Origin of the sequence: Flavobacterium frigoritolerans (assembly GCF_025847275.1) — a bacterium.
GTDB lineage: Bacteria > Bacteroidota > Bacteroidia > Flavobacteriales > Flavobacteriaceae > Flavobacterium > Flavobacterium frigoritolerans.
In genome coordinates this window covers 1-19,510 of sequence record NZ_JAOZEV010000018.1, presented here as the reverse complement: position 1 = coordinate 19,510, position 19,510 = coordinate 1, and the positions used below count along the sequence as shown (strand labels likewise).

At 33.1% G+C, this 19,510-nt stretch carries 22 protein-coding genes and 1 tRNA gene; 9 read left to right on the top strand and 14 right to left on the bottom strand.

The genetic code is table 11. The features are described from left to right. Nucleotides 1-160 precede the first annotated feature (160 nt). From OIU80_RS17930 to OIU80_RS17915, 4 genes are all read right to left on the bottom strand, one after another. Complete coding sequence (locus tag OIU80_RS17930) at nt 161-1,036, bottom strand: cation diffusion facilitator family transporter (protein WP_264288353.1); 876 nt, start codon at nt 1,034-1,036, stop codon at nt 161-163. Between the two features lie 13 nt (nt 1,037-1,049). Continuing rightward, nucleotides 1,050-2,360: a UDP-N-acetylglucosamine 1-carboxyvinyltransferase gene (gene murA, locus OIU80_RS17925; RefSeq protein WP_264288352.1), complete on the bottom strand. Its 1,311-nt coding sequence runs from the start codon at nt 2,358-2,360 to the stop codon at nt 1,050-1,052. 99 nt (nt 2,361-2,459) lie between these two features. Beyond that, nucleotides 2,460-3,182 (bottom strand): DUF4290 domain-containing protein, encoded by a 723-nt coding sequence (locus tag OIU80_RS17920; protein ID WP_264288351.1) that lies wholly within the window; start codon nt 3,180-3,182, stop codon nt 2,460-2,462. A gap of 2 nt (nt 3,183-3,184) precedes the next feature. After that, nucleotides 3,185-3,481, bottom strand: a complete 297-nt coding sequence (locus tag OIU80_RS17915; RefSeq protein ID WP_264288350.1) for a DUF493 domain-containing protein — start codon at nt 3,479-3,481, stop codon at nt 3,185-3,187. A 230-nt stretch (nt 3,482-3,711) separates the two neighbouring features. On the opposite strand from OIU80_RS17915, the gene OIU80_RS17910 reads away from it, so the two are divergent. The 6 genes from OIU80_RS17910 to OIU80_RS17885 all read left to right on the top strand — a co-directional run bounded on the left by OIU80_RS17910 (nt 3,712) and on the right by OIU80_RS17885 (nt 9,462). Continuing rightward, nucleotides 3,712-4,635, top strand: coding sequence for an alpha/beta hydrolase (locus OIU80_RS17910; protein WP_264288349.1), 924 nt, complete (start codon nt 3,712-3,714; stop codon nt 4,633-4,635). Nucleotides 4,636-4,883: 248 nt separating this feature from the next. Further along, on the top strand, nt 4,884-5,417 hold the full coding sequence (locus tag OIU80_RS17905; protein WP_264288348.1) for an ATP-binding protein: 534 nt from the start codon (nt 4,884-4,886) through the stop codon (nt 5,415-5,417). Nucleotides 5,418-5,482: 65 nt separating this feature from the next. Beyond that, a complete protein-coding gene (locus OIU80_RS17900; protein ID WP_264288347.1) occupies nt 5,483-7,375 on the top strand; it encodes a RecQ family ATP-dependent DNA helicase in 1,893 nt (630 codons plus the stop codon). After that, entirely contained in the window at nt 7,375-8,322 is a 948-nt protein-coding gene (gene fmt, locus OIU80_RS17895; RefSeq protein ID WP_264288346.1) for a methionyl-tRNA formyltransferase, read from the top strand. The genes OIU80_RS17900 and fmt overlap by 1 nt, the downstream gene beginning before the upstream one ends. A 180-nt stretch (nt 8,323-8,502) precedes the next feature. Then, nucleotides 8,503-8,775 (top strand): HU family DNA-binding protein, encoded by a 273-nt coding sequence (locus OIU80_RS17890; protein WP_129539609.1) that lies wholly within the window; start codon nt 8,503-8,505, stop codon nt 8,773-8,775. A 126-nt stretch (nt 8,776-8,901) separates the two neighbouring features. After that, nucleotides 8,902-9,462 (top strand): YqgE/AlgH family protein, encoded by a 561-nt coding sequence (locus tag OIU80_RS17885; protein WP_229988161.1) that lies wholly within the window; start codon nt 8,902-8,904, stop codon nt 9,460-9,462. 3 nt (nt 9,463-9,465) lie between these two features. Here the strand turns inward: OIU80_RS17885 and OIU80_RS17880 are convergent, their stop codons facing one another. Both OIU80_RS17880 and OIU80_RS17875 read right to left on the bottom strand, forming a co-directional pair. Continuing rightward, the gene (locus OIU80_RS17880; protein WP_264288345.1) at nt 9,466-10,299 is read right to left on the bottom strand and encodes an aminotransferase class IV; all 834 of its coding nucleotides are present in this window, start codon (nt 10,297-10,299) and stop codon (nt 9,466-9,468) included. 55 nt (nt 10,300-10,354) lie between these two features. Further along, nucleotides 10,355-10,747, bottom strand: coding sequence for an START-like domain-containing protein (locus OIU80_RS17875; RefSeq protein WP_264288344.1), 393 nt, complete (start codon nt 10,745-10,747; stop codon nt 10,355-10,357). A 152-nt stretch (nt 10,748-10,899) separates the two neighbouring features. Here OIU80_RS17875 and OIU80_RS17870 point away from each other — a divergent pair. The 3 genes from OIU80_RS17870 (at nt 10,900) to OIU80_RS17860 (ending at nt 13,229) form a co-directional block, all read left to right on the top strand. Beyond that, nucleotides 10,900-10,973 (top strand) — tRNA-Met (locus OIU80_RS17870). A 66-nt stretch (nt 10,974-11,039) separates the two neighbouring features. Next, complete coding sequence (locus tag OIU80_RS17865) at nt 11,040-12,251, top strand: tyrosine-type recombinase/integrase (RefSeq protein ID WP_264288343.1); 1,212 nt, start codon at nt 11,040-11,042, stop codon at nt 12,249-12,251. Nucleotides 12,252-12,398: 147 nt separating this feature from the next. Further along, entirely contained in the window at nt 12,399-13,229 is an 831-nt protein-coding gene (locus OIU80_RS17860) for a hypothetical protein (RefSeq protein WP_264288342.1), read from the top strand. A 61-nt stretch (nt 13,230-13,290) separates the two neighbouring features. Here the strand turns inward: OIU80_RS17860 and OIU80_RS17855 are convergent, their stop codons facing one another. From OIU80_RS17855 to OIU80_RS17820, 8 genes are all read right to left on the bottom strand, one after another. Then, nucleotides 13,291-14,115: a hypothetical protein gene (locus OIU80_RS17855; RefSeq protein WP_264288341.1), complete on the bottom strand. Its 825-nt coding sequence runs from the start codon at nt 14,113-14,115 to the stop codon at nt 13,291-13,293. A gap of 3 nt (nt 14,116-14,118) precedes the next feature. Further along, a complete protein-coding gene (locus OIU80_RS17850; RefSeq protein WP_264288340.1) occupies nt 14,119-14,343 on the bottom strand; it encodes a hypothetical protein in 225 nt (74 codons plus the stop codon). Between the two features lie 104 nt (nt 14,344-14,447). Then, the gene (locus tag OIU80_RS17845) at nt 14,448-16,670 is read right to left on the bottom strand and encodes a zincin-like metallopeptidase domain-containing protein (RefSeq protein WP_264288339.1); all 2,223 of its coding nucleotides are present in this window, start codon (nt 16,668-16,670) and stop codon (nt 14,448-14,450) included. A 1-nt stretch (nt 16,671) separates the two neighbouring features. After that, complete coding sequence (locus OIU80_RS17840) at nt 16,672-17,154, bottom strand: hypothetical protein (protein ID WP_264288338.1); 483 nt, start codon at nt 17,152-17,154, stop codon at nt 16,672-16,674. A 12-nt stretch (nt 17,155-17,166) separates the two neighbouring features. Beyond that, nucleotides 17,167-17,721, bottom strand: coding sequence for a hypothetical protein (locus OIU80_RS17835; protein WP_264288337.1), 555 nt, complete (start codon nt 17,719-17,721; stop codon nt 17,167-17,169). Continuing rightward, a complete protein-coding gene (locus OIU80_RS17830) occupies nt 17,718-18,074 on the bottom strand; it encodes a hypothetical protein (RefSeq protein WP_264288336.1) in 357 nt (118 codons plus the stop codon). Before OIU80_RS17830 ends, OIU80_RS17835 begins: the two co-directional genes overlap by 4 nt. Next, nucleotides 18,071-18,769, bottom strand: a complete 699-nt coding sequence (locus OIU80_RS17825; protein ID WP_264288335.1) for a glycoside hydrolase family 19 protein — start codon at nt 18,767-18,769, stop codon at nt 18,071-18,073. Before OIU80_RS17825 ends, OIU80_RS17830 begins: the two co-directional genes overlap by 4 nt. A gap of 102 nt (nt 18,770-18,871) precedes the next feature. Beyond that, nucleotides 18,872-19,504, bottom strand: a complete 633-nt coding sequence (locus OIU80_RS17820; RefSeq protein WP_264288334.1) for a peptidoglycan-binding domain-containing protein — start codon at nt 19,502-19,504, stop codon at nt 18,872-18,874. Between the last annotated feature and the right edge of the window lie 6 nt (nt 19,505-19,510).

The following is a 19,510-nucleotide window of genomic DNA, read 5'->3' as shown; positions in this document are numbered from 1 at the left end:
AAAGAATAAACGTTTTTTGTTTTTTGTCTTCCTTATTATTTTTTTCAAAGTAAAAAACTTTAAAAAAGAAACCTTAGTACCTCAGAACCTTTACTCCTCAGAACCTTTGCTCCTTTGAACCTTTGCTCCTTTGAACCTATGAACCTATGAACCTCAAAAATCAATGATAATCATCTGGTTCAATATGGATCAAAACATTCCCTAATTGAGGTATTTTTTCTTTTAGTGTGTCTTGTAATTTATGTGATAATTCATGTCCTTCTTTTACCGAAATTTTAGCCGATACTATGGCGTGTAGATCTACATGATATTTCATTCCAGCTTTACGGATAAAACATTTCTCGGTTCCTAGGATACCAACAACGGTTAAAGATTCTATTCGAATTTCTTCAACTAAATCATCATTAAGGCTTTCATCCATTATTTCGCCAAGTGCTGGTCTAAAAATTTTATAACTATTGTATAAAATAAAAAAAGCGGCAAAAAGTGCAGCCCAATCATCTGCTGCCTCATAACCTTTCCCCATAAACAAAGCTATCGAAATCCCTACAAATGCTGCTACAGATGTAATAGCATCACTACGATGGTGCCATGCATCTGCTGCCAATGATGAGCTATTCGTTTGTTTACTTCGCTTCATTACCAATCGAAAAGAATATTCTTTCCATATAATGATCGCCCCCAGAATATATAGTGTCCAAGATTTTGGTAAATCATGTGGATTCTGGATGTTGGCAATACTTTCGTATCCAATAATTGTTGCTGATGTTATTAAAAACCCAACTACCAAAAAGGTAATTAAAGGCTCAGCACGTCCGTGTCCGTATGGATGATTTTCATCTGCTGGCTTGCTTGAATATTTGATTCCAAATAAAACCAAAAAAGACGAAAATATATCTGTAGTTGATTCTATTGCATCTGCGATTAAGGCATAAGAATTGCCAAAAAAACCTGCTAAGCCTTTTATAATGGCTAAGCAGGTGTTTCCTATGATACTAAAGTATGTAGCTTTTATTGCTTTTTCTTCATTCGTCATTTGAGAATTTTATCTACGCTCTCACGATTTTTGCTCCAATTGCTCTTAATCGCTCGTCGATACGTTCGTATCCACGGTCGATTTGTTCTATATTCTGAATTGTACTTGTTCCTTTTGCAGATAATGCTGCAATTAACAATGAAATTCCAGCACGTATATCTGGAGACGACATTGTTGTTGCTTTTAATTGTGACTCAAAATTATGCCCCATAACAACGGCTCTATGCGGATCACACAGCATAATCTTTGCTCCCATGTCGATTAGTTTATCAACGAAAAACAAACGGCTTTCGAACATTTTTTGGTGAATTAACACATCTCCTTTTGCTTGCGTCGCCACAACCAAAACGATACTTAATAAATCTGGTGTAAATCCTGGCCATGGTGCATCGGCAATAGTTAAGATTGACCCATCGATATCTGTTTTTACTTCATATCCATTTACGTGAGCAGGAATATAAATATCATCTCCACGTTTTTCTATTGTAATTCCTAATTTTCTAAATGTATTTGGAATCAACCCTAAGTTTTCCCAACTTACATCTTTGATTGTAATTTCACTTTTAGTCATAGCTGCTAACCCAATCCAAGATCCTATTTCGATCATATCTGGAAGAATTCTGTGCTCACAACCTCCTAAACTTTCAACACCTTCGATAGTTAATAGGTTTGAACCTACTCCTTTAATGTTAGCTCCCATAGAGTTTAACATTTTACATAATTGTTGTAAGTAAGGCTCGCAAGCTGCATTATAAACTGTTGTTTTCCCTTTTGCCAAAACTGCAGCCATTACGATATTAGCAGTTCCTGTTACTGATGCTTCATCTAGCAACATATCTGCACCTATTAATCCTTCTGGAGCTTCTACACCATAAAAGTGATCTTCTCTGTTATATCTAAATTTAGCTCCTAGATTAATAAACCCTTCAAAGTGTGTATCTAATCTACGACGACCTATTTTATCTCCTCCCGGCTTAGGAATATATCCTTTTCCGAAACGTGCCAAAAGTGGCCCTACAATCATGATTGAACCACGAAGTGCTCCTCCTTCTTTCTTGAAGGCTTCTGTTTCAAGGTAATTTACATTCACTTCATCAGCTTGGAATGTTATTGAACCTGGTTCATTTTTTTGAATTTTCACTCCTAGATTTCCTAAAAGCGTAATTAATTTATTGATATCAATAATATCAGGAATGTTATTAATCTTTACTTTTTCTGAGGTTAAAAGTACTGCGCACAATATTTGCAACGCTTCATTTTTTGCTCCTTGTGGAGTGATTTCTCCTTTTAAAGGAATTCCACCTTCGATTTTAAAAATTCCCATATTACTTTTTTAAGGTTCTGAGTTACTGAGATTCTAAGATTCTAAGGTTTTCTTTACAAAAAGGCTTAGCAACTTAGTCACTTAGATACTTAGCAACTTTTATTTTTGATTGTTATTCTTTTGAAACGGTTTTGGTTTTCCTGGACCTTTTACATTCTTATTATTCTGAATTTTAGGTTGTCCAGCTGGTGTGATTTTATTTGATATACGTTTGTTTGTACGTAATAAATCAGTCGTATTTAGGAGTTCTTCTGAACTTTGTAAAAGATTTATTTTTCCATCTGACAGTTCGTACAAATGTTCAAAAATAACATCATCTTTTACGGTATCTTTATTCCAGCTTAAGTATGATTTTTTCATATGATTGGCAATTACCAATACTAATGCATTCTTCATTTCGCCTTCTTCCCATTTGTTGGCAACATCTATCATGTATTTGATGTTATTACCATAATACCTGTATTTTGGGTAATTTTGTGGATATTTTAATACATCTGGCTTTAGTTGTAATACTTCACGAGATGGTATTGGATATGGTGACTCAACATCTAATTTAAAATCAGACATAATAAAAAGCTGATCCCAAAGTTTATGTTGAAAATCGGGTACATCACGCAAATGCGGATTCAAACTTCCCATTACCTGAATAATATATTTGGCTGCTTTATTACGTTGTTCAACGTCTTCAATAGCAGTAGCCTGATCTATCAATTTTTGCAAATGACGACCATATTCTGGAATGATTAAATGTTGTCTTTCAGAATTGTATTCTAAATTAAAAACAACATCATTCGCATTTTCTTTTTTATATTTTTCGATCATAATTATAGTGAAACTATACCCTCAATTACAGAAACTTCTTGGTATTTACTGATTACTTCATCTGAACTTTTCATAGTAACATCTACCGAAACACTGGTAAATTTACCTGTTTTGGATTTTGTAGTTTTAATTACTGCTCCCATGCAATCAAAAGCTTTCTCTACACGCTCTACATTATCGCCTACTGAAGGCATAATAAATTTATACAAATACTCTGCAGGCCAAGTGTTACTATTGTCTAACTCAACCTTTAATCTTTCGTAAAATTCAGCGATGGTTTTTTCTTTATCTTCGTCCATTCTTTCATTAAAATAGACGCAAATATACGGTTTTGATTTGAGAATCTATATTTAGCATTTGGGAATTTTTTACAATGCGAAACATTAACCAAAATTAGCTTTATTTTCCTCTTTTACAAGACTAACTACTATTACTTAAAATTGTTAAAATAATAGAATTTAGCCTATCCTATTTTATTCTTTTATCTTTGATTAATTGAACATCCCTATCATAAAAAAATATCACAATAATGAAAATGCCTTATTTGCTTTTATTACTTTTTATCTCTTTTACTTCATTTTCTATTACCGCGCAAGAAATCAAAACGTTAACTTATTTTGAGAATGATTCGACGAAACTGGAACTTGATTTATACTTACCTCTAAAAAAATCAGACAAAAAAATACCACTTGTCATTTTTGCTCACGGAGGTGGTTTTTCGGGCGGAGATCGTTTTGGCGAAAAAGATTTTGCCAACAGTCTTGCTAAAAATGGAATTGCTGTTGCGAGCATCTCCTACACTTTATATATGAAGGGGAAAGATTTTGGATGCAACTCAACATTACCCGAAAAAATCAAAACTATTCAGATTGGGGTTAGCGATATGTGGCAAGCAACTTCTTTTATGATTAAAAATAAAAACGCCTATAATATTGACGCTTCGAAGATATTCATTGCAGGAATTAGTGCTGGAGCTGAAATCGCATTTCATGCAACTTTTTGGGATTACTCCATAATGAATTTATATTCGAATAATCTACCAAGTGGTTTTACATACAAAGGTCTAATCGGAGGATCCGGAGCTATCATGAATGTAGATTTAATTACATCTAAAAATGCAATTCCGATGCTGCTTTCACATGGAAGCGAAGATCCTACTGTGCCTTATGCAACAGGCTCGCATCGCTCCTGCCCTACAAACTCTGAAGGTTTCATGACACTTTCGGGCTCTTATGCTGTTTACAACCGCGTGTCTTCATTAAAGAAAAACATTGAGCTTATTACTTCTTGTGGTGCTGGGCATGAGTTTTGCGGTTACCTATTCGGAAAAGAACCTGATTATGTTTTAGATTTTATAAATAACGTGATTGCAAAAAGAAAATTCGAATCACATATTATTATCCCAAATACTAAGAAATCAGAAGACTTATCACAATATCCGTTTTGTAACTAGATTAAGGTATAAGTTTAATTTCTTAATAAAAAGTCTAACAATCGTAAGAAACCCATATAATACAAAAACTATAACCTCATTGACCGTAATGGAAGCAAAAATTCTTTCCCTTTTTCTTTAAAAAAGAAAAGAATTAAAGCAAATAACAGGAAGTTTACTTACTAAAAAAAAATAATCGTTCGCTTCTGAAAAAATAATCTTGCGTAATACCAATAAGTTTAGGTAAATTTGCACTTTATTTTTAGAAAGTGCAGAAAGAAATTATTGTTATTATTGGTGGCCCAGGTACGGGAAAGTCTACAATTATTGATGGTTTAGTAGCCGATGGATATTGCTGTTATCCCGAAATTTCTAGACAAGTAACCTTAGAGGCTCAAAAAGAAGGAATCGAACAACTGTTTCTTGAAAAGCCCTTGTTGTTTAGTGAAAAATTGCTTGAAGGACGGATTAAACAATTCGAAAGCGCTCAAGAAGAACCTGCGGAAGTAGTTTTTATTGATCGTGGAATTCCTGATGTTGTCGCTTATATGGATTATATAGGTGACGAATATCCGACCCATTTTAAAACAGCATGTGAGGTTTGCAAATATTCTAAAATTTTCTTGCTTCCACCTTGGGAAGAAATCTACATGAGTGACGGTGAACGTTACGAAAACTTTGAACAAGCAAAAACCATTTACAGTCATCTTGTAGAAACGTATAAAAAATACGGCTACGAACTAATTGAGGTTCCAAAAGACACTGTGACTAACCGAATTCTTTATATCTTAGATAAAATTTAGTCAGAGTCTTTAAGGTTGGTAAAACTAGAAGCTGTTTTCTAAATTGTTAACTTTAATCCTGACAAATGCAAGAAGCATTAGCAATTCTTCAAAAATACTGGAAACATGATAGTTTCCGTCCTTTACAAAACGAAATCATCGATTCTGTTTTAAACGGTCAAGATACTTTTGCCTTATTGCCAACTGGTGGAGGAAAATCAATTTGTTTTCAGGTTCCATCAATGATGAAGGAAGGAATCTGTCTTGTAATTTCACCTTTGATTGCCTTAATGAAAGATCAGGTTGCTAATTTGCAAAAACGCGATATTAAAGCAATTGCTCTTACTGGTGGAATTAACACTGAAGAAATCATTAATCTTCTGGATAATTGCCAGTACGGAAATTACAAATTTTTATACCTATCTCCTGAACGACTTCAATCGGACTGGATTCTTGATCGTGTAAAAAACTTACCTATAAATTTTATCGCGATAGATGAAGCACATTGTGTTTCGCAATGGGGGCATGACTTTCGTCCGGCTTATCTTAAAATTTCAGAGCTAAAGAAATTTTTTCCTAAAATTCCTTTTCTTGCTTTGACCGCCACAGCAACTCCTAGAGTTATTGAAGATATCAAAACCCAATTAGGATTAAAAGACACTACATTTTTCCAGCAATCATTTGCCAGAGAAAACATTGCCTATATGGTTTTTGAAGTCGAAGACAAACTATATAGAACAGAACAGATTTTGAAAAAAAATCCACAGCCTTCTATTATATATGTACGAAATCGAAAATCTTGTTTAACGATTTCGGCTCAATTACAATCTTTAGGTTTTAAAGCCACTTATTATCATGGTGGTCTTTCGACTAAAGAAAAAGATAAAAACATGCAATTGTGGATGAATGAAAGTACACAAGTCATTGTTGCTACAAATGCATTTGGAATGGGAATCGATAAACCGAATGTAAAAACTGTAATTCACACCCAATTACCAGAAAATATCGAAAACTACTATCAGGAGTCTGGCCGTGCAGGACGTAATGGTGAAAAATCTTTCTCTGTTTTACTTACTAGCGCATCTGATACTGCTAATGCTGAAAGTCAGTTTATACAAAATTTGGCCGACAAAAAATTTCTAAACACAATGTACATCAAACTTTGTAATTATTTCCAGATTGCCTACGGCGAAGGAATTAATGAAGAGTTTACTTTTAACCTGAACCATTTTTGCCATAAATATGACTTCCCTACTTTAAAAACATATAATGCATTACAATTTTTGGATCGCCAGGGCATCATTACTTTATCTCAGGGTTTTTCAGAAAAAATCACCATGCAATTCCTAATTGAATCTAAAGAAGTTATTCGATATATAAGTCTTAATTCAAATGACGAGGAAATCATTCTTGCCATTTTACGTACTTATCCAGGTATTTACGAAATGAAGACTCCCTTCAACTTACAGCTTATCGCTAAAAAATCAAATAGCACAGAAGCTGAAGTTCATGCTGTTCTACAAAAACTAAAAGAAAAAGAAATTATTGAATATAACAGCAAAAACAATGATGCTTCTATATTATTCAATGAAGTACGTGAAGACAACTACACAATAAATAGGGTTTCAAAATATCTAGAGAAACAAAACGACCTAAAAAAAGACCAATTAAAATCGGTTTTAGATTATGTAAAGGAAGACAAAACATGTAAAAACAAGTTGATTCTAGATTATTTTGGAGAAAAAGCAACCGCCGATTGTGGCATTTGTTCTTATTGCATTACCAAGAAAGTCAAAAAACCCAATAATTCTATTACAAAAGATATTCTAGATTTATTAAAAAACGAAGAATTAAGCTCAAGAGATATCCAGTCCCGAACTAATAATAGTGCTGACGATGTTGTACATGCACTACAAGAACTACTCGAAGAAAATTACATTATAATAAAACCGAATAATAAATATACTTTAAAATCATAATGGAAAAATTAAGAATCATATTTATGGGTACTCCTGAATTTGCTGTTGGAATTCTAGATACTATAATAAAGAACAATTATAATGTTGTAGGTGTTATTACTGCAGCAGACAAACCAGCTGGTCGTGGTCAAAAAATAAAATATTCGGCTGTTAAAGAATACGCATTAGCTAATAATCTTCCTTTATTACAACCAACTAACTTAAAAGACGAAGCCTTTTTATCTGAATTGAAATCCTTGAATGCCAATTTGCAAATTGTAGTAGCATTCAGAATGCTACCTAAAGTTGTATGGGAAATGCCTTCATTAGGAACATTTAACCTTCATGCTTCTCTACTTCCAAATTATCGTGGTGCTGCTCCTATAAACTGGGCTATAATAAATGGTGAAACAAAAACTGGTGTTACCACCTTTTTTATAGATGACAAAATCGATACTGGAGCAATGATCCTTAGTTCTGAAATAGCAATAGAACCTACTGAAAACGCAGGACAATTACACGATCGATTAATGCATTTAGGAAGTGAAACCGTTATAAAAACTTTACAAGCAATTGAAGCCGGAAATGTAACAACTATAATTCAGGAAGAATCTGCAGAGATCAAAACGGCATATAAGCTAAACAAAGAAAATTGCAAAATAGACTGGACAAAACCAGCATCAACAATTAATGATTTAATAAGAGGCCTGAGTCCTTATCCTGCGGCTTGGAGTTACTTAAAAGATAAAGATGAAGAATTAAGCATCAAGATATACGAGGCTAAACCTATTTTAGAAGCACATAATCTGGAAATCGGAAGTTTAATTAGCACCAAAAAAGAGATTAAAATAGCCGTTATTGATGGTTATATCCAATTATTGAATTTGCAATTACCTGGAAAAAAACGAATGACTGTAGCTGAATTGTTAAATGGAATCTCTTTTTCTGACAACACAAAAGTCTACTAACATCAACAAAATAAGGCTACTCACTAAAATTAGTGATGTTTTTAGGTGGCTTTATGAACAAAAAAAGCAAGTTATTAACAATTCAAACTAAAATTAAACAAAACGCTTGCAAGGAACGTATTTCCTACTAAATTTGTGTATTGACAATTTTTTTTAACCAACAATTAATAACTAATTATTATGAACAAATCAGAATTAATCGATGCTATTGCTGCTGATGCAGGAATTACAAAAGCTGCGGCAAAATTAGCTTTAGAATCATTTTTAGGAAACGTAGGTGCAACTTTGAAAAAAGGTGGAAGAGTATCATTGGTAGGTTTTGGATCATGGTCAGTATCTGCTAGAGCTGCTAGAGACGGTAGAAACCCTCAAACTGGAAAAACTATTCAAATCGCTGCTAAGAATGTTGTGAAATTTAAAGCAGGAGCTGAATTAGAAAGTGCAGTTAACTAAGAACAAGTTACATACGCTTTTAATATAATCAAAACCTTCCATATGGAGGGTTTTTTTTTGCTGTTTGACGATTTTATTTACGATTTTAAAAATTTTATTCTTAAATTTAATAAAAATTGTAACGATATGATTTCAGAAAAATTAAAAAAAGGACACCTACTTATTGCTGAGCCTTCTATAATTGGAGACTTATCATTTAATAGATCAGTGATCTTATTAGCAGATCACAATGAAGAAGGTTCGATAGGTTTCATCATAAATAAGCCACTAAAATATACCATTAATGACTTAATTCCCGAAATCCACGCCACCTTCAGAATCTATAATGGTGGTCCAGTAGAGCAGGATAATCTTTATTTTATCCACAATATACCCGATTTGATCCCAAATAGCATTGAAATTTCAAATGGCATATATTGGGGAGGAGATTTTGAATCCACAAAAGACCTTATTAACAGTGGTGCAATCAACAAGAACAACATACGTTTCTTTTTAGGTTACACTGGCTGGGATGAGCACCAATTAGAAACAGAAATGCAGAATAATTCCTGGATTATAGCCGATAATAATTATAAAAATAAAATTATCGGAAAATCACCAACCCATTTCTGGAAACAACAAATTATTGAACTGGGCGGAGATTATCTTATTTGGTCTAATGCACCTGAAAACCCCTATCTCAACTGATATTTAAGCAAGACTTTCATTAAGTTTTTGCGTTAATATATTAGATAATTTAGTTGTAAACTCCTTTTTACGGTATTTGGTTATTGGCTGAATCCCTTTTATTACGTTAGTAAGAAACAATTCGTCGGCTTTTTGTAAATCAAACGGCGATATTGGTTCTTCTACAACTTCTATGTCCGTTAATTTTTTAGCCAAAGCCAATATTTGTTTACGCATCACTCCATTTAAACATCCTTCAGATACTGGTGGCGTAATCAATTTATTCCCCAATAGCATAAACAAATTCCCTTGTAATGCTTCAACAACATTCTTACTGTCATTTAATAAAATACAATTATCTAGTCCGTTTTCGTTTGCAAAAATACTTCCTGTAATATTTATTATTTTATTAGTCGTTTTTATCGATGACAATAATTGCTTCGTAACATAAAAATCTTTGTACAAATCGACTTCATATTGATTCTCGCTTACCTGATATTCTTTATTATCTAAAGCTATTGCATGAATTAAAAACGAAACGGCATTGTTTTGTGGCAGATAATACCCACCATCATTACGATATACCGTAATTCTTGCTCTTGCCGAATCGGAAATTGAATTATAATTAAGTAACGAAAGAATTTGCTCTTCAAGATATTCCATCGTAAAGTTCATTGGAATCTCCATTCGAACTACTCGCATAGAAGACATTAATCTAAAATAATGATCCTCAATAAAAAGAACTTTATTATTTACTACTTTAAATGTTTCAAAAACGCCATCTCCATATAAAAAAGCGCGATTTTGAATTAATAAATTATCGTTCTGTGCTACTATATTTCCGTTAAAATTAATCATAAAAAAAACCCTGAATTTTGTTCAGGGCAAATATAAGTTATAAAATAGACTTTTACTAAACTGATCCAATAAGATGTTTAAGGTCGGAGATTTGATTTTCCCATAATTGTTTTGCTTCTCCAAGCTCATCTTTTTCGGCAAAATCGACTACCATAAGCGAAACATCTTTTGTTATTTCGTCTACGAGAATATGCAGTTCAAAGAAATACTCTGTGTCTTTGCTGCTTTCGTCAACCCATTTAAACTTAACTTTTTCGCCCGTTTTTTTGGATGCTAAACGTGCTTTTTCCTCAGAATCATTCCAAATGAAAGTAAAAAACTCTCCACGTGAATTCACATTATCTGCAAACCATTCAGACAGTCCCGATGGTGTAGATATATACTGATATAATAACTGCGGAGATGAATTTATAGGAAATTCGATTTCGTAACGTACTTTTAGATCCATGTGCCAGATTTAATTTTTCGGAAATATAAGAATATATCTCCGTAAAAAAGAGTTTTTTAAAAATATTTTTTTTTCTTTCATTTCTGCTTGTCAACTCTAAATTAATTTATATATTTGCACCCGCAATGAGAGACATACTCTTACTGCAACATGGCGAGATAGCTCAGTTGGTTAGAGCGCAGGATTCATAACCCTGAGGTCCCGAGTTCAAATCTCGGTCTCGCTACAAAGCTAAAAAGGTTAAAAACATAGATTTTATGCGGTTTTAAAGTGATTTAAAACCGCTTTTTTTATGTCAAAAATCCAACACCTCTTAACCAAAGAACACGAAAACGCACACGTTTTGAGTTACAAAAAAAAATATTCAACTCCCAAAATTTACGATGCAAATGGCGATTTATCAAAGCGTTGGTATGTTTATTACTCCTTTAGAAATCCAAGCTCTGAAAAACTAGAACGTCAAACACATATCTACGCAGGAGTAAATCAATTCAAAACGTTAAAACATCGTCGCGAAGCAATAAAAATTCTCGCTAAAGCAATCGAAACCATTCTCGAAAATGGTTATAATCCTTACGATGATTCTATTTCTGTTGATGAATTAAAAAAATATAGCATTCCTGATGCAGTTACTTTTGCCCTTGAACTAAAGAAAAACTCTTTAAAAGAAAACAGTTACCGTGATTTTAGAGTTAGGTTAAAATCATTTGAGAAGTGGCTTTTATCGAATGGCTATGAAAACAGATACATTACAAGTATAAATAAAAAGGCTGCAATTGGTTTCTTAAATGATGTTTTAACGGCAACAAGCCCAAAAAACAGAAATAACACAAGGGCAAATCTATCTATGTTCTTTCAAACTCTTGAAGACAACGATATAATTACAGACAATTTTATAAAAAAAATTAATGTTTTAAAATCTACTCCAGAGAGAAATAAAACATTTAGCACCGAACAAGAGAAAAACATATTAGAATATCTACTAAAGAATGATACTCTTTTGCTTTTGTTCATTCAATTTGTTTCATTTAACCACTTGCGCCCAATTGAAGTTGTTAGATTAAGAATAAAGGACATTAATATAAAAGACAGACTTATTTATGTTCGAGCAAAGAACAAGCCTGTAAAAACCAAAATTATTCCTGAAATTCTATTGAATGAATTACCAGAATTAGATAAGTACGATGGAGAAAGTTTTTTATTTACTCCAAAAGGAATAGGTTTTGACTGGACGACTAACGAAACAGACAAACGAGGTTATTTTGGTGATCGATTCAAAAAAGTAAAAGACAGTTTAAAACTTAGTAAGGATTACGGTCTTTATAGTTTCAGACATACTTTTATTACCAAGTTATATAAAGAACTCGTCAAAAATAGCACCCCAAACGAAGCGAAAAGCAAATTAATGCTTATTACTGGACATACAACTATGAGTGCATTAGAAAAATATTTGCATGATATTGATGCTGTCCTTCCTGATGATTATTCTAAACATATAAAATAAAATTGTAGATTTTTTTTAAACAGATCCGTAGCTGCAGTTTTTCCTGGTACGCAAAATAATCTACATTTAAAAGAAGTCAAATAATAGCAATAGAATATTTATATTGAAATCATCTTTTTTAAATTAAAATAATTATAAATCCATTGTATGAAAAAGATATTAGAAAATTATACGCAGAACTTCTCAATAATATTAATAGTAATATATTCAATCGGATGTGCGTATCTATATAATTATTACTCATGTTTTAACATTCAGATAGAATATTTCATAAGCTTAACAGATATTGTTTTTTTTACGCTGAAAATTATTATTTTATTATTGTTTTTTTATCTATTTATTGAAATATTACTTAGAATCTTAGCATACTCTATATTACTAATTTCCTATTGCATTTGGTATCATAAAAAAATTTTAAGGATAAGAAAAAATATGACAGACAAAGTATTAAGAAGAAAAAAAATAAATAATGTGTTCAATGTTTTTGATGTAATAATATCAAAAGAAATCGAAAAAACTTCGTTTGTACTTTGTATAGTTGTTTGTATTTTATTTGCATATTACATCGATGAATATCTAATTATCTTTTCTATAGTAGCTCCGTATTTATTAACTAAATTTTTTATACCTCAATTATTGGATAAGGAAAAGAGAAAGAAAATTACATACTTCTATCCCATTTTAGTAATTACTTTAATAATCGTATCTGGAATATGGGGATATAAAGACGGGGATGCTGTAAAAAAAAGCCCAAGGATTAATCAACTTGAATATGCTACTAATAATAAAATATATACATCTAAAAACCTTCCAATTATACTAATTGGACAAACTTCTTCGTATATTTTTATATATAATAAAAACAATCGAGAAACAACCGTTTTAAGCAAAGATAAATTGGATTATATTAAAATCGAAGACCCAGCAGTCAATGAGGAAAAAGTAAAACGAAATACAAAAATTGATAAAAAAATATAAAATAACCGTCACAAGCTTGCGACGGTTGTAAATAGAGAAAGGAACATTATTAAATCCTTTTTTAAGTAGGTATTCCTTCTAATTCTGGAACATTTTTCCAACGAACATAGAAACTAAGCGGGTCTTCTGTAGCTTTTAAAGACTGGACAGTCAAAGTATCGCTATTAGCATCAAATTGATAATCAGCAGTAGAAACAAAATAAGTAGGGTCAGCATTTAAGAGAGTGAAAGTATTACTATCAGGATTGACAATAAAATACACATCAAAATCTTCTCTACGCGTACTAATAAAGAGCCTAATAAACATATCATCCAAAGAAACCAAAGACTCTACCTGTAATCCGATTTCAGTATCAGGCATCAAATCACTACCACCAAAATAAGGCTTAAAGTATGGCTCTAAAGATTCCTCTAAATAACCTCCATATTGAATCTTAAGTCCCCAATGTTCACTAACAGTATTCTTTAAACGTATAAATTTTGAATTTTTAGTAATTAAAGTTTTTGTATAAACAAACGTAGGTCTAACGATACCATATAAGGAGCATTTACAGTTACTGGGAGCGCTTGTACCACCATCACTACTGCCTTTAAAAAAGAAAAACTTTTTAGATAATTCAAGTAAAAAATCATTGAAATTTCTAGCTTCAATAACAGGAACACACAAATCACAATTAACCTGTGTATAATCCAGTACCAAAGGATTTTCCCCAAATGTAGCGTTTGATTGAATTTTAAATTTGTTTGGAGCTTCAGGAATTCTCAAAAGATTTTGAGCAGGATTAAAAGAAGTAATTAAGGTGTCGTCTAATTTCATAAGCAACACATTGCCGTTTTTATCTTTTACGAGCTTTAAGATTCTTGTATCGGGATTTGCAGCACTCATTTTTTACTTTTTAGATTTTGAAGCCTTTTTTACTGTTTTCTTTTTAGCCACTTTCTTTTTTACTGGTTTGGCTTTCGCTATAACAGCTTTTACTTTTACGATTTTTCCACCCTTGATGTACTTGAATCCTTTCTTTAATGTCCCATCGGATTTAAGCCCTGTCCCTTTAATAACACTACTACATACTTTCTTTAAGCCTTTTACTGTTGGTTTCTTTTTTACTGCCATGATTAATTGTTTTTTTTGATTGATGATTATTGAATTGTAGATTTTTTTTAAATAGATCTGTTTCTGCAGATACAACCGGCATTAAAATAAATCTACTTTTTTTATTAATTTACTGTAAATGATAATTTTTTAGTCCTTAGTGGTTCTGCCACAGCTTCGGGTTCGCCCCGTTCTAGTTTTTTATTGAAAATATTGAATTTCAAAGTGTCGAGCGGTTTATTTTGGTAACGGTTCTTATCTGCCCAAATGTAATTTTGCCTGTAATCTGCTTTCTTTTCGGTAAAGAGAACTACATCGGCATCAAACTGACTTTTACTACCGCCACGCATTTTGCCATCTGTAGTTTGTTGGAAAATAACAATGAACAATTTTCCGTCGTACTTCTTTCTTAAATCCTTATCCACTTCAAAGCCTTTGTGCATTTCCTGCATTTTAGAGAAACTATCGATTATGATAATGTCATTGTTTCGGATAAGTTTATCCAAATCAGAAACACTTTTAATCTCAGGAGCTTCGATGTTTTGCAATGCCTTTGCATTTAAATATTCTTCGGCTTTGCTGTAATACAAACTACTCTCGGGATGCTCTTCGATACTGGCATGACCTACTTTGTAATTTTGTGCCAAGGCATTCATAAACTGGAAACACATTCTAGTTTTCATTGAACCCTGACCACCAGTAAGAGAGATTACAATACTTTCTTTTTCCTTGTGCTCAATTTCTCCTAAGAATTCCGCAATGTCTTTGTTCTCAATTTTAAAGTAATCCACTTTAGTAGGCTTATTTGCCATTTTATAGGCTAGAGAATTTCGGTTTACATTTTCCTTTGCAATGGGCTTTGCAACGATTGCTTTTTCTTTGATTGGCTTTACAATGGTTTCTTTAACAACAAGCTGTTTGTTCTTTTTAACTGCTCCACTGAGTCCACCGAACAAATCGGGTTGTTTAATTTTTTGCTTTGCCTTTCTTTTTACAATAGGTTTTACAATTGCCTTTTTAATAGGTGCTACTTTCGCACTTGGTTCTATAACTGGTCTCTCTATTGTCTTTTCTTCTACCTTTTCTTTAGTTTCAGCGTTTGCAACTTCACGTCCTAGAATATGATTGCTTGCTTTTTGAGCCTGTGCCGATGCTTTTAAGAAAAACCGATTGTCGTCGTTTAGTTCATCTATTAAATGATTGTTCCAACTCTTTAAATACTTAGCAGAATTTTCCTTGGTATGGAATAATATTCCTGATTCACTGCAAAGAAATACCGCTCCGAGTTCTGCAATCAATTCCTCAAAAGCATAATTTCCGCTCCCTCCACCGCTTCGAGTTCCTGTCATATCTCTATGTAATCGATGCTCTGCTCCTGTACTGTGTACCGCTTCATGAAAGAAAGTAGAGTAATAAAAAGCTTCACTGGTGAAAGCTTCAATAGTTGGCATATTTAACTCGTCTGTACTTGGACGGTAATAGGCTCTATCTCCAATATTGGTATATTTTGGCGGGTTCTTAAATCCGTCGATGATTGCCTGAGCTTCAGCAATAGGATTTGTTATTTTCCTTTCTTTTACAGCAGGAAATTTTAAACCCTCGCAATCATCGGCTCTAAATACATTGTAGTATTTTAAAACGGGGAACTTGGTTAGATTCTTTTTTAAATCCTCTTTTGTCAGTCCGTTCGATTTCACAAAATCACCAAACTTTTTATTGTCGTTGGTTTTGAATTTCAAATGCTCACTATGGTAATCGTGAATTAAGGTATAATAAATCACACGCCTTGCTTTACTGCCTTTTTTAAGCTTTGCCTTAGCTTCTTCAATTTGATTAAAAGTTAAATAGTAAGGCTGTATAAAATCTGCAGGAACTAAATAGGGCTGTTTGTTTTCATCAAACTTAATATCAAAATTCAAAATGAAGTTTGCCCCTGTGTACTCCTTTTTAGAAACATAATTCATAACCGAATTACTAGCCCCTGAACCTCTCCATTCTTTTTGCCAAGGCAAATGCCCTACTTTTTTAATTGTATTGATAATCAAATCCGTGATGTAGTTGTAAATTTCATCAGGTGAAACGGCATTTAATCCGTCGTTATGATTCTCAGAGATATACTCGAGCGTAGGCAATAGCATTTCTGCATCTACTCCGTTTAAGCCATAAGGCTCGATTAGATTATTAATTTCAATTAAAAAAGTATCATCAGCAAAAGCCTGTAATACTTTGATAACTCGTTTGGAAACAACTGTATGTTTTTCCTTTTCGGCTTTCATAAGCAAATCTTCCAAGGTCTTTCTTGACACGATAAGCCCATTAAGGCTATTGAATTCTTGTGCTAATGTCATTTTAAGAAATTTTATGTTCCGTACCCAAGATGCTTACAATAACTTCAATTCGAATATCGCTACTATTAAAGTTACTGACATTTAAAGCTCCAAGCACGTTAGTTATGGCGGTTTGTAAATCCATTTGAATGGGTACATTCGGGATTATAGTACTGGAATTAGGCGCAATATTTATTGCTTTTACATTCACGTTTGCCGATCCTAAAAGCATATTCTTTTTATCATAAAATAAAATTCGCTTTAGGGTTACTGCCGTAAGCTGTGCGCTAAAATGCTGTGCTGTTGGATTTACTAATTTCAAATCCAAATGAAAAGACACAAACGGTTTTCCATCATTCCACTTGGCATCCAATTTCTTAAAAGCTACTGGATATATCCTGACAAACTCAAATTGTTCGATTATCTTTTTTACTCTTTGCTCTAAATAGAAATATCCTGCAACGGCTAGTATTCCTGCTCCAATAACTATTTTTTTGACACTCATTTGTTTAATTTTTTAAATAAAGATTCTCGAAATACGATAAACTATAAACAGCAAGGTCATGGCGCCTATTGAAGCCAGTATTTTGACCCAAAGAGGAATGTATTTTACGGAAACATATTTAATTTGTTTATCGCCTTTGAGGTAAACAAATTCTTTGTTTGTAGCTGTATTTACGTTTTTTGTCTGCGCTATTTTCTGCCATGCTATAATTTGATTGCGTAAACTATCGTAATAAATCCCTGTTTCGTTATCTCCTGATTTTTTACGACTATCAAGTAATTGTAATACTCGCTGTAATTCTGCTTTAGTAATGCTGTCACATTCGGGTTTTGCCGTTTGGACCTTCGGGAGCTGTATTTTTAAAGTATCGTTTATAGCCCCACTGATAATAGTTGTTTTGATACTGTCTTTTTTACTGGCTATAACTGTTTCAACTTCATGTGTGTTTTCCATTGGTTTGGCTTTGCAACCGTGCAAGGCAATACAAAGGGCAAAATAAAATGCTATAAATAAAACTACTTTTAAAAATAGCTTCATGGGATTCTCTGGACTCGTACTTGTACTCATGATTTCTTTATTTTTAGTTTTATCATGGCTTTTAATCCATCGAAAAAACTACTTATTAATGCTTCTACTTCACTATGTATTAAGGTGGAGAGCGAACCGCCCCAAGCGCAAATCACATAGGTAAACATCTTGTTGATACTCAAATATTGGTCGCAAACAGCATAGACGGAGAATGCAACAAAAAAACTGATAGCTGCTTCGGCTAAAAACCAACTAAGGCGTGGCTTCTTTCCTTTTTGAATGGCTAGGTAAATTTTCATAAAAACCCCTGCCAGTACTACTATTAGAAATAAAAAATAATCCTGATAGTATTTGAGTTCGCTTATGATTTGATTTAAGATTGTATTTTTCATATTAGTTTTTTTTGGTTATAAGGTGAAAGCCAATTCCAAGCGTAGCTAGTGATGCTAGTAAAATTAGGTAGGGGTTTCGCTTTTTTTTTTAATAACTCCAAACTGATGTTTTGGGCTTTATAGAAATTAAACTTTGCAACCCTGTCAGCTAGTCCGTTGGTTTTTCCGTTTACTTTTTGAGTTATCTGTGTCATTAAATTAGCATCTGCGAGCGGATTTAATTTTTTATACACCGAAAAAAACCAAGCGGCACAATCCACGGCAATGGCTGTTTGTAAAAGTAAATCGGGATTGTTTACTACATCATGACCCGAGTACTTTTTGTAATCTTCGTATGTTCCCTTACCTGTTAGCTGTATAAAACCACGCCCTCTATATTTCCATCCGTCTCCACTGGCAATATTGCCATTACCGTTTTTGTTTGCATAACCAATATTGGCTATCATTTGCTGATTGGCTTTGTGCTCGGTGGTTCTTCCGTATTTCTTTGCTTCGGCTAGTGTCAGGCGGGAATTAAACGGACTGGTGGACAATAGCCCTTGCGGGCTATAATTCAGGTTTTCAACAACCCTTGTAAAATTGCCCGATTCATGCGATACTTGCGCTAAAAAGTGGGCTATCCTAATGGGTGTATTTACACCATATCGTACAAATGCATTAAAAAAAATGCTACTGTTGTCTAAAATAAAACTCATTATAAAATCACTTTTCTAGGGGTTACTTTTGGTTGTGTCAGGAAATAAACAAATCCTGTGAGTGCTACTGCTGTGATGATTAATTTTTCTGTCGCTCCCATTTTAATATCCTTTTACAGCATTGGCGTTTACGAAATAATACACGCCATCGCGATTAATTAAATATTGTCCGCCTACTTTAGAACCAACAAAAACACCCAGATGCTCCCCATAATTAAAACTACCGCCCATAAAAGGTTTTGTTCCTGTATTGAAATACGTACCGTTTGCTGTCTTTTTAGCATTGAAAAGACTAACACCGTTTGCATTTGCCATTAGTTTTTGTCCTTTTCTTGGTGCAACTAGCGCAGTAGGGATTTCTTTTGATGTAGTTTTTGTAGGCATTTTTAAATAAGCATTGAGGCTAATTTTTAAAACTCCTTTTTTGCTTTGCAAAGCCGTAAGCGTATTTGCTCCAAAATTGCCATCGATAGTAACACCTAACAAACGTTGCAATTCTCTAACTTCAACCCCTTTGATTCCTTTGCCTAATACTTTGTTTTTATTCAAAACTGCTCCTGTCTTTGGTAGGGAATCCGTAGGTTTATCTAGGACTACTGGTGGTGGTTCTGGAATATCGGTTAAAAATTCCTGCTCTTTTTCATCCTTCTTTTTTTTCCAATACAAGTAGCCTACAAGTCCGATTCCGACCACTCCTACGCCTATTAATACTTTATCTTCATTTTTCACTTTCATGCTTTA

Excerpts from the sequence above, each read along its gene's own strand:
- OIU80_RS17890 (WP_129539609.1), top strand. The coding sequence starts at position 8,503 with ATGAACAAATCAGAATTAATCGATGCTATTGCTGCTGATGCAGGAATT.
- OIU80_RS17840 (WP_264288338.1), bottom strand. The coding sequence starts at position 17,154 with ATGAGTGTCAAAAAAATAGTTATTGGAGCAGGAATACTAGCCGTTGCA.
- OIU80_RS17930 (WP_264288353.1), bottom strand. The coding sequence starts at position 1,036 with ATGACGAATGAAGAAAAAGCAATAAAAGCTACATACTTTAGTATCATA.
- OIU80_RS17920 (WP_264288351.1), bottom strand. The coding sequence starts at position 3,182 with ATGATCGAAAAATATAAAAAAGAAAATGCGAATGATGTTGTTTTTAAT.
- OIU80_RS17885 (WP_229988161.1), top strand. The coding sequence starts at position 8,902 with ATGATTTCAGAAAAATTAAAAAAAGGACACCTACTTATTGCTGAGCCT.
- OIU80_RS17825 (WP_264288335.1), bottom strand. The coding sequence starts at position 18,769 with ATGAGTTTTATTTTAGACAACAGTAGCATTTTTTTTAATGCATTTGTA.
- OIU80_RS17915 (WP_264288350.1), bottom strand. The coding sequence starts at position 3,481 with ATGGACGAAGATAAAGAAAAAACCATCGCTGAATTTTACGAAAGATTA.
- OIU80_RS17855 (WP_264288341.1), bottom strand. The coding sequence starts at position 14,115 with ATGAGTGCTGCAAATCCCGATACAAGAATCTTAAAGCTCGTAAAAGAT.
- OIU80_RS17865 (WP_264288343.1), top strand. The coding sequence starts at position 11,040 with ATGTCAAAAATCCAACACCTCTTAACCAAAGAACACGAAAACGCACAC.
- OIU80_RS17875 (WP_264288344.1), bottom strand. The coding sequence starts at position 10,747 with ATGGATCTAAAAGTACGTTACGAAATCGAATTTCCTATAAATTCATCT.
- OIU80_RS17860 (WP_264288342.1), top strand. The coding sequence starts at position 12,399 with ATGAAAAAGATATTAGAAAATTATACGCAGAACTTCTCAATAATATTA.
- OIU80_RS17830 (WP_264288336.1), bottom strand. The coding sequence starts at position 18,074 with ATGAAAAATACAATCTTAAATCAAATCATAAGCGAACTCAAATACTAT.
- OIU80_RS17850 (WP_264288340.1), bottom strand. The coding sequence starts at position 14,343 with ATGGCAGTAAAAAAGAAACCAACAGTAAAAGGCTTAAAGAAAGTATGT.
- OIU80_RS17835 (WP_264288337.1), bottom strand. The coding sequence starts at position 17,721 with ATGAGTACAAGTACGAGTCCAGAGAATCCCATGAAGCTATTTTTAAAA.
- OIU80_RS17820 (WP_264288334.1), bottom strand. The coding sequence starts at position 19,504 with ATGAAAGTGAAAAATGAAGATAAAGTATTAATAGGCGTAGGAGTGGTC.
- OIU80_RS17845 (WP_264288339.1), bottom strand. The coding sequence starts at position 16,670 with ATGACATTAGCACAAGAATTCAATAGCCTTAATGGGCTTATCGTGTCA.
- OIU80_RS17880 (WP_264288345.1), bottom strand. The coding sequence starts at position 10,299 with ATGATTAATTTTAACGGAAATATAGTAGCACAGAACGATAATTTATTA.
- OIU80_RS17910 (WP_264288349.1), top strand. The coding sequence starts at position 3,712 with ATGAAAATGCCTTATTTGCTTTTATTACTTTTTATCTCTTTTACTTCA.
- murA (WP_264288352.1), bottom strand. The coding sequence starts at position 2,360 with ATGGGAATTTTTAAAATCGAAGGTGGAATTCCTTTAAAAGGAGAAATC.
- fmt (WP_264288346.1), top strand. The coding sequence starts at position 7,375 with ATGGAAAAATTAAGAATCATATTTATGGGTACTCCTGAATTTGCTGTT.
- OIU80_RS17900 (WP_264288347.1), top strand. The coding sequence starts at position 5,483 with ATGCAAGAAGCATTAGCAATTCTTCAAAAATACTGGAAACATGATAGT.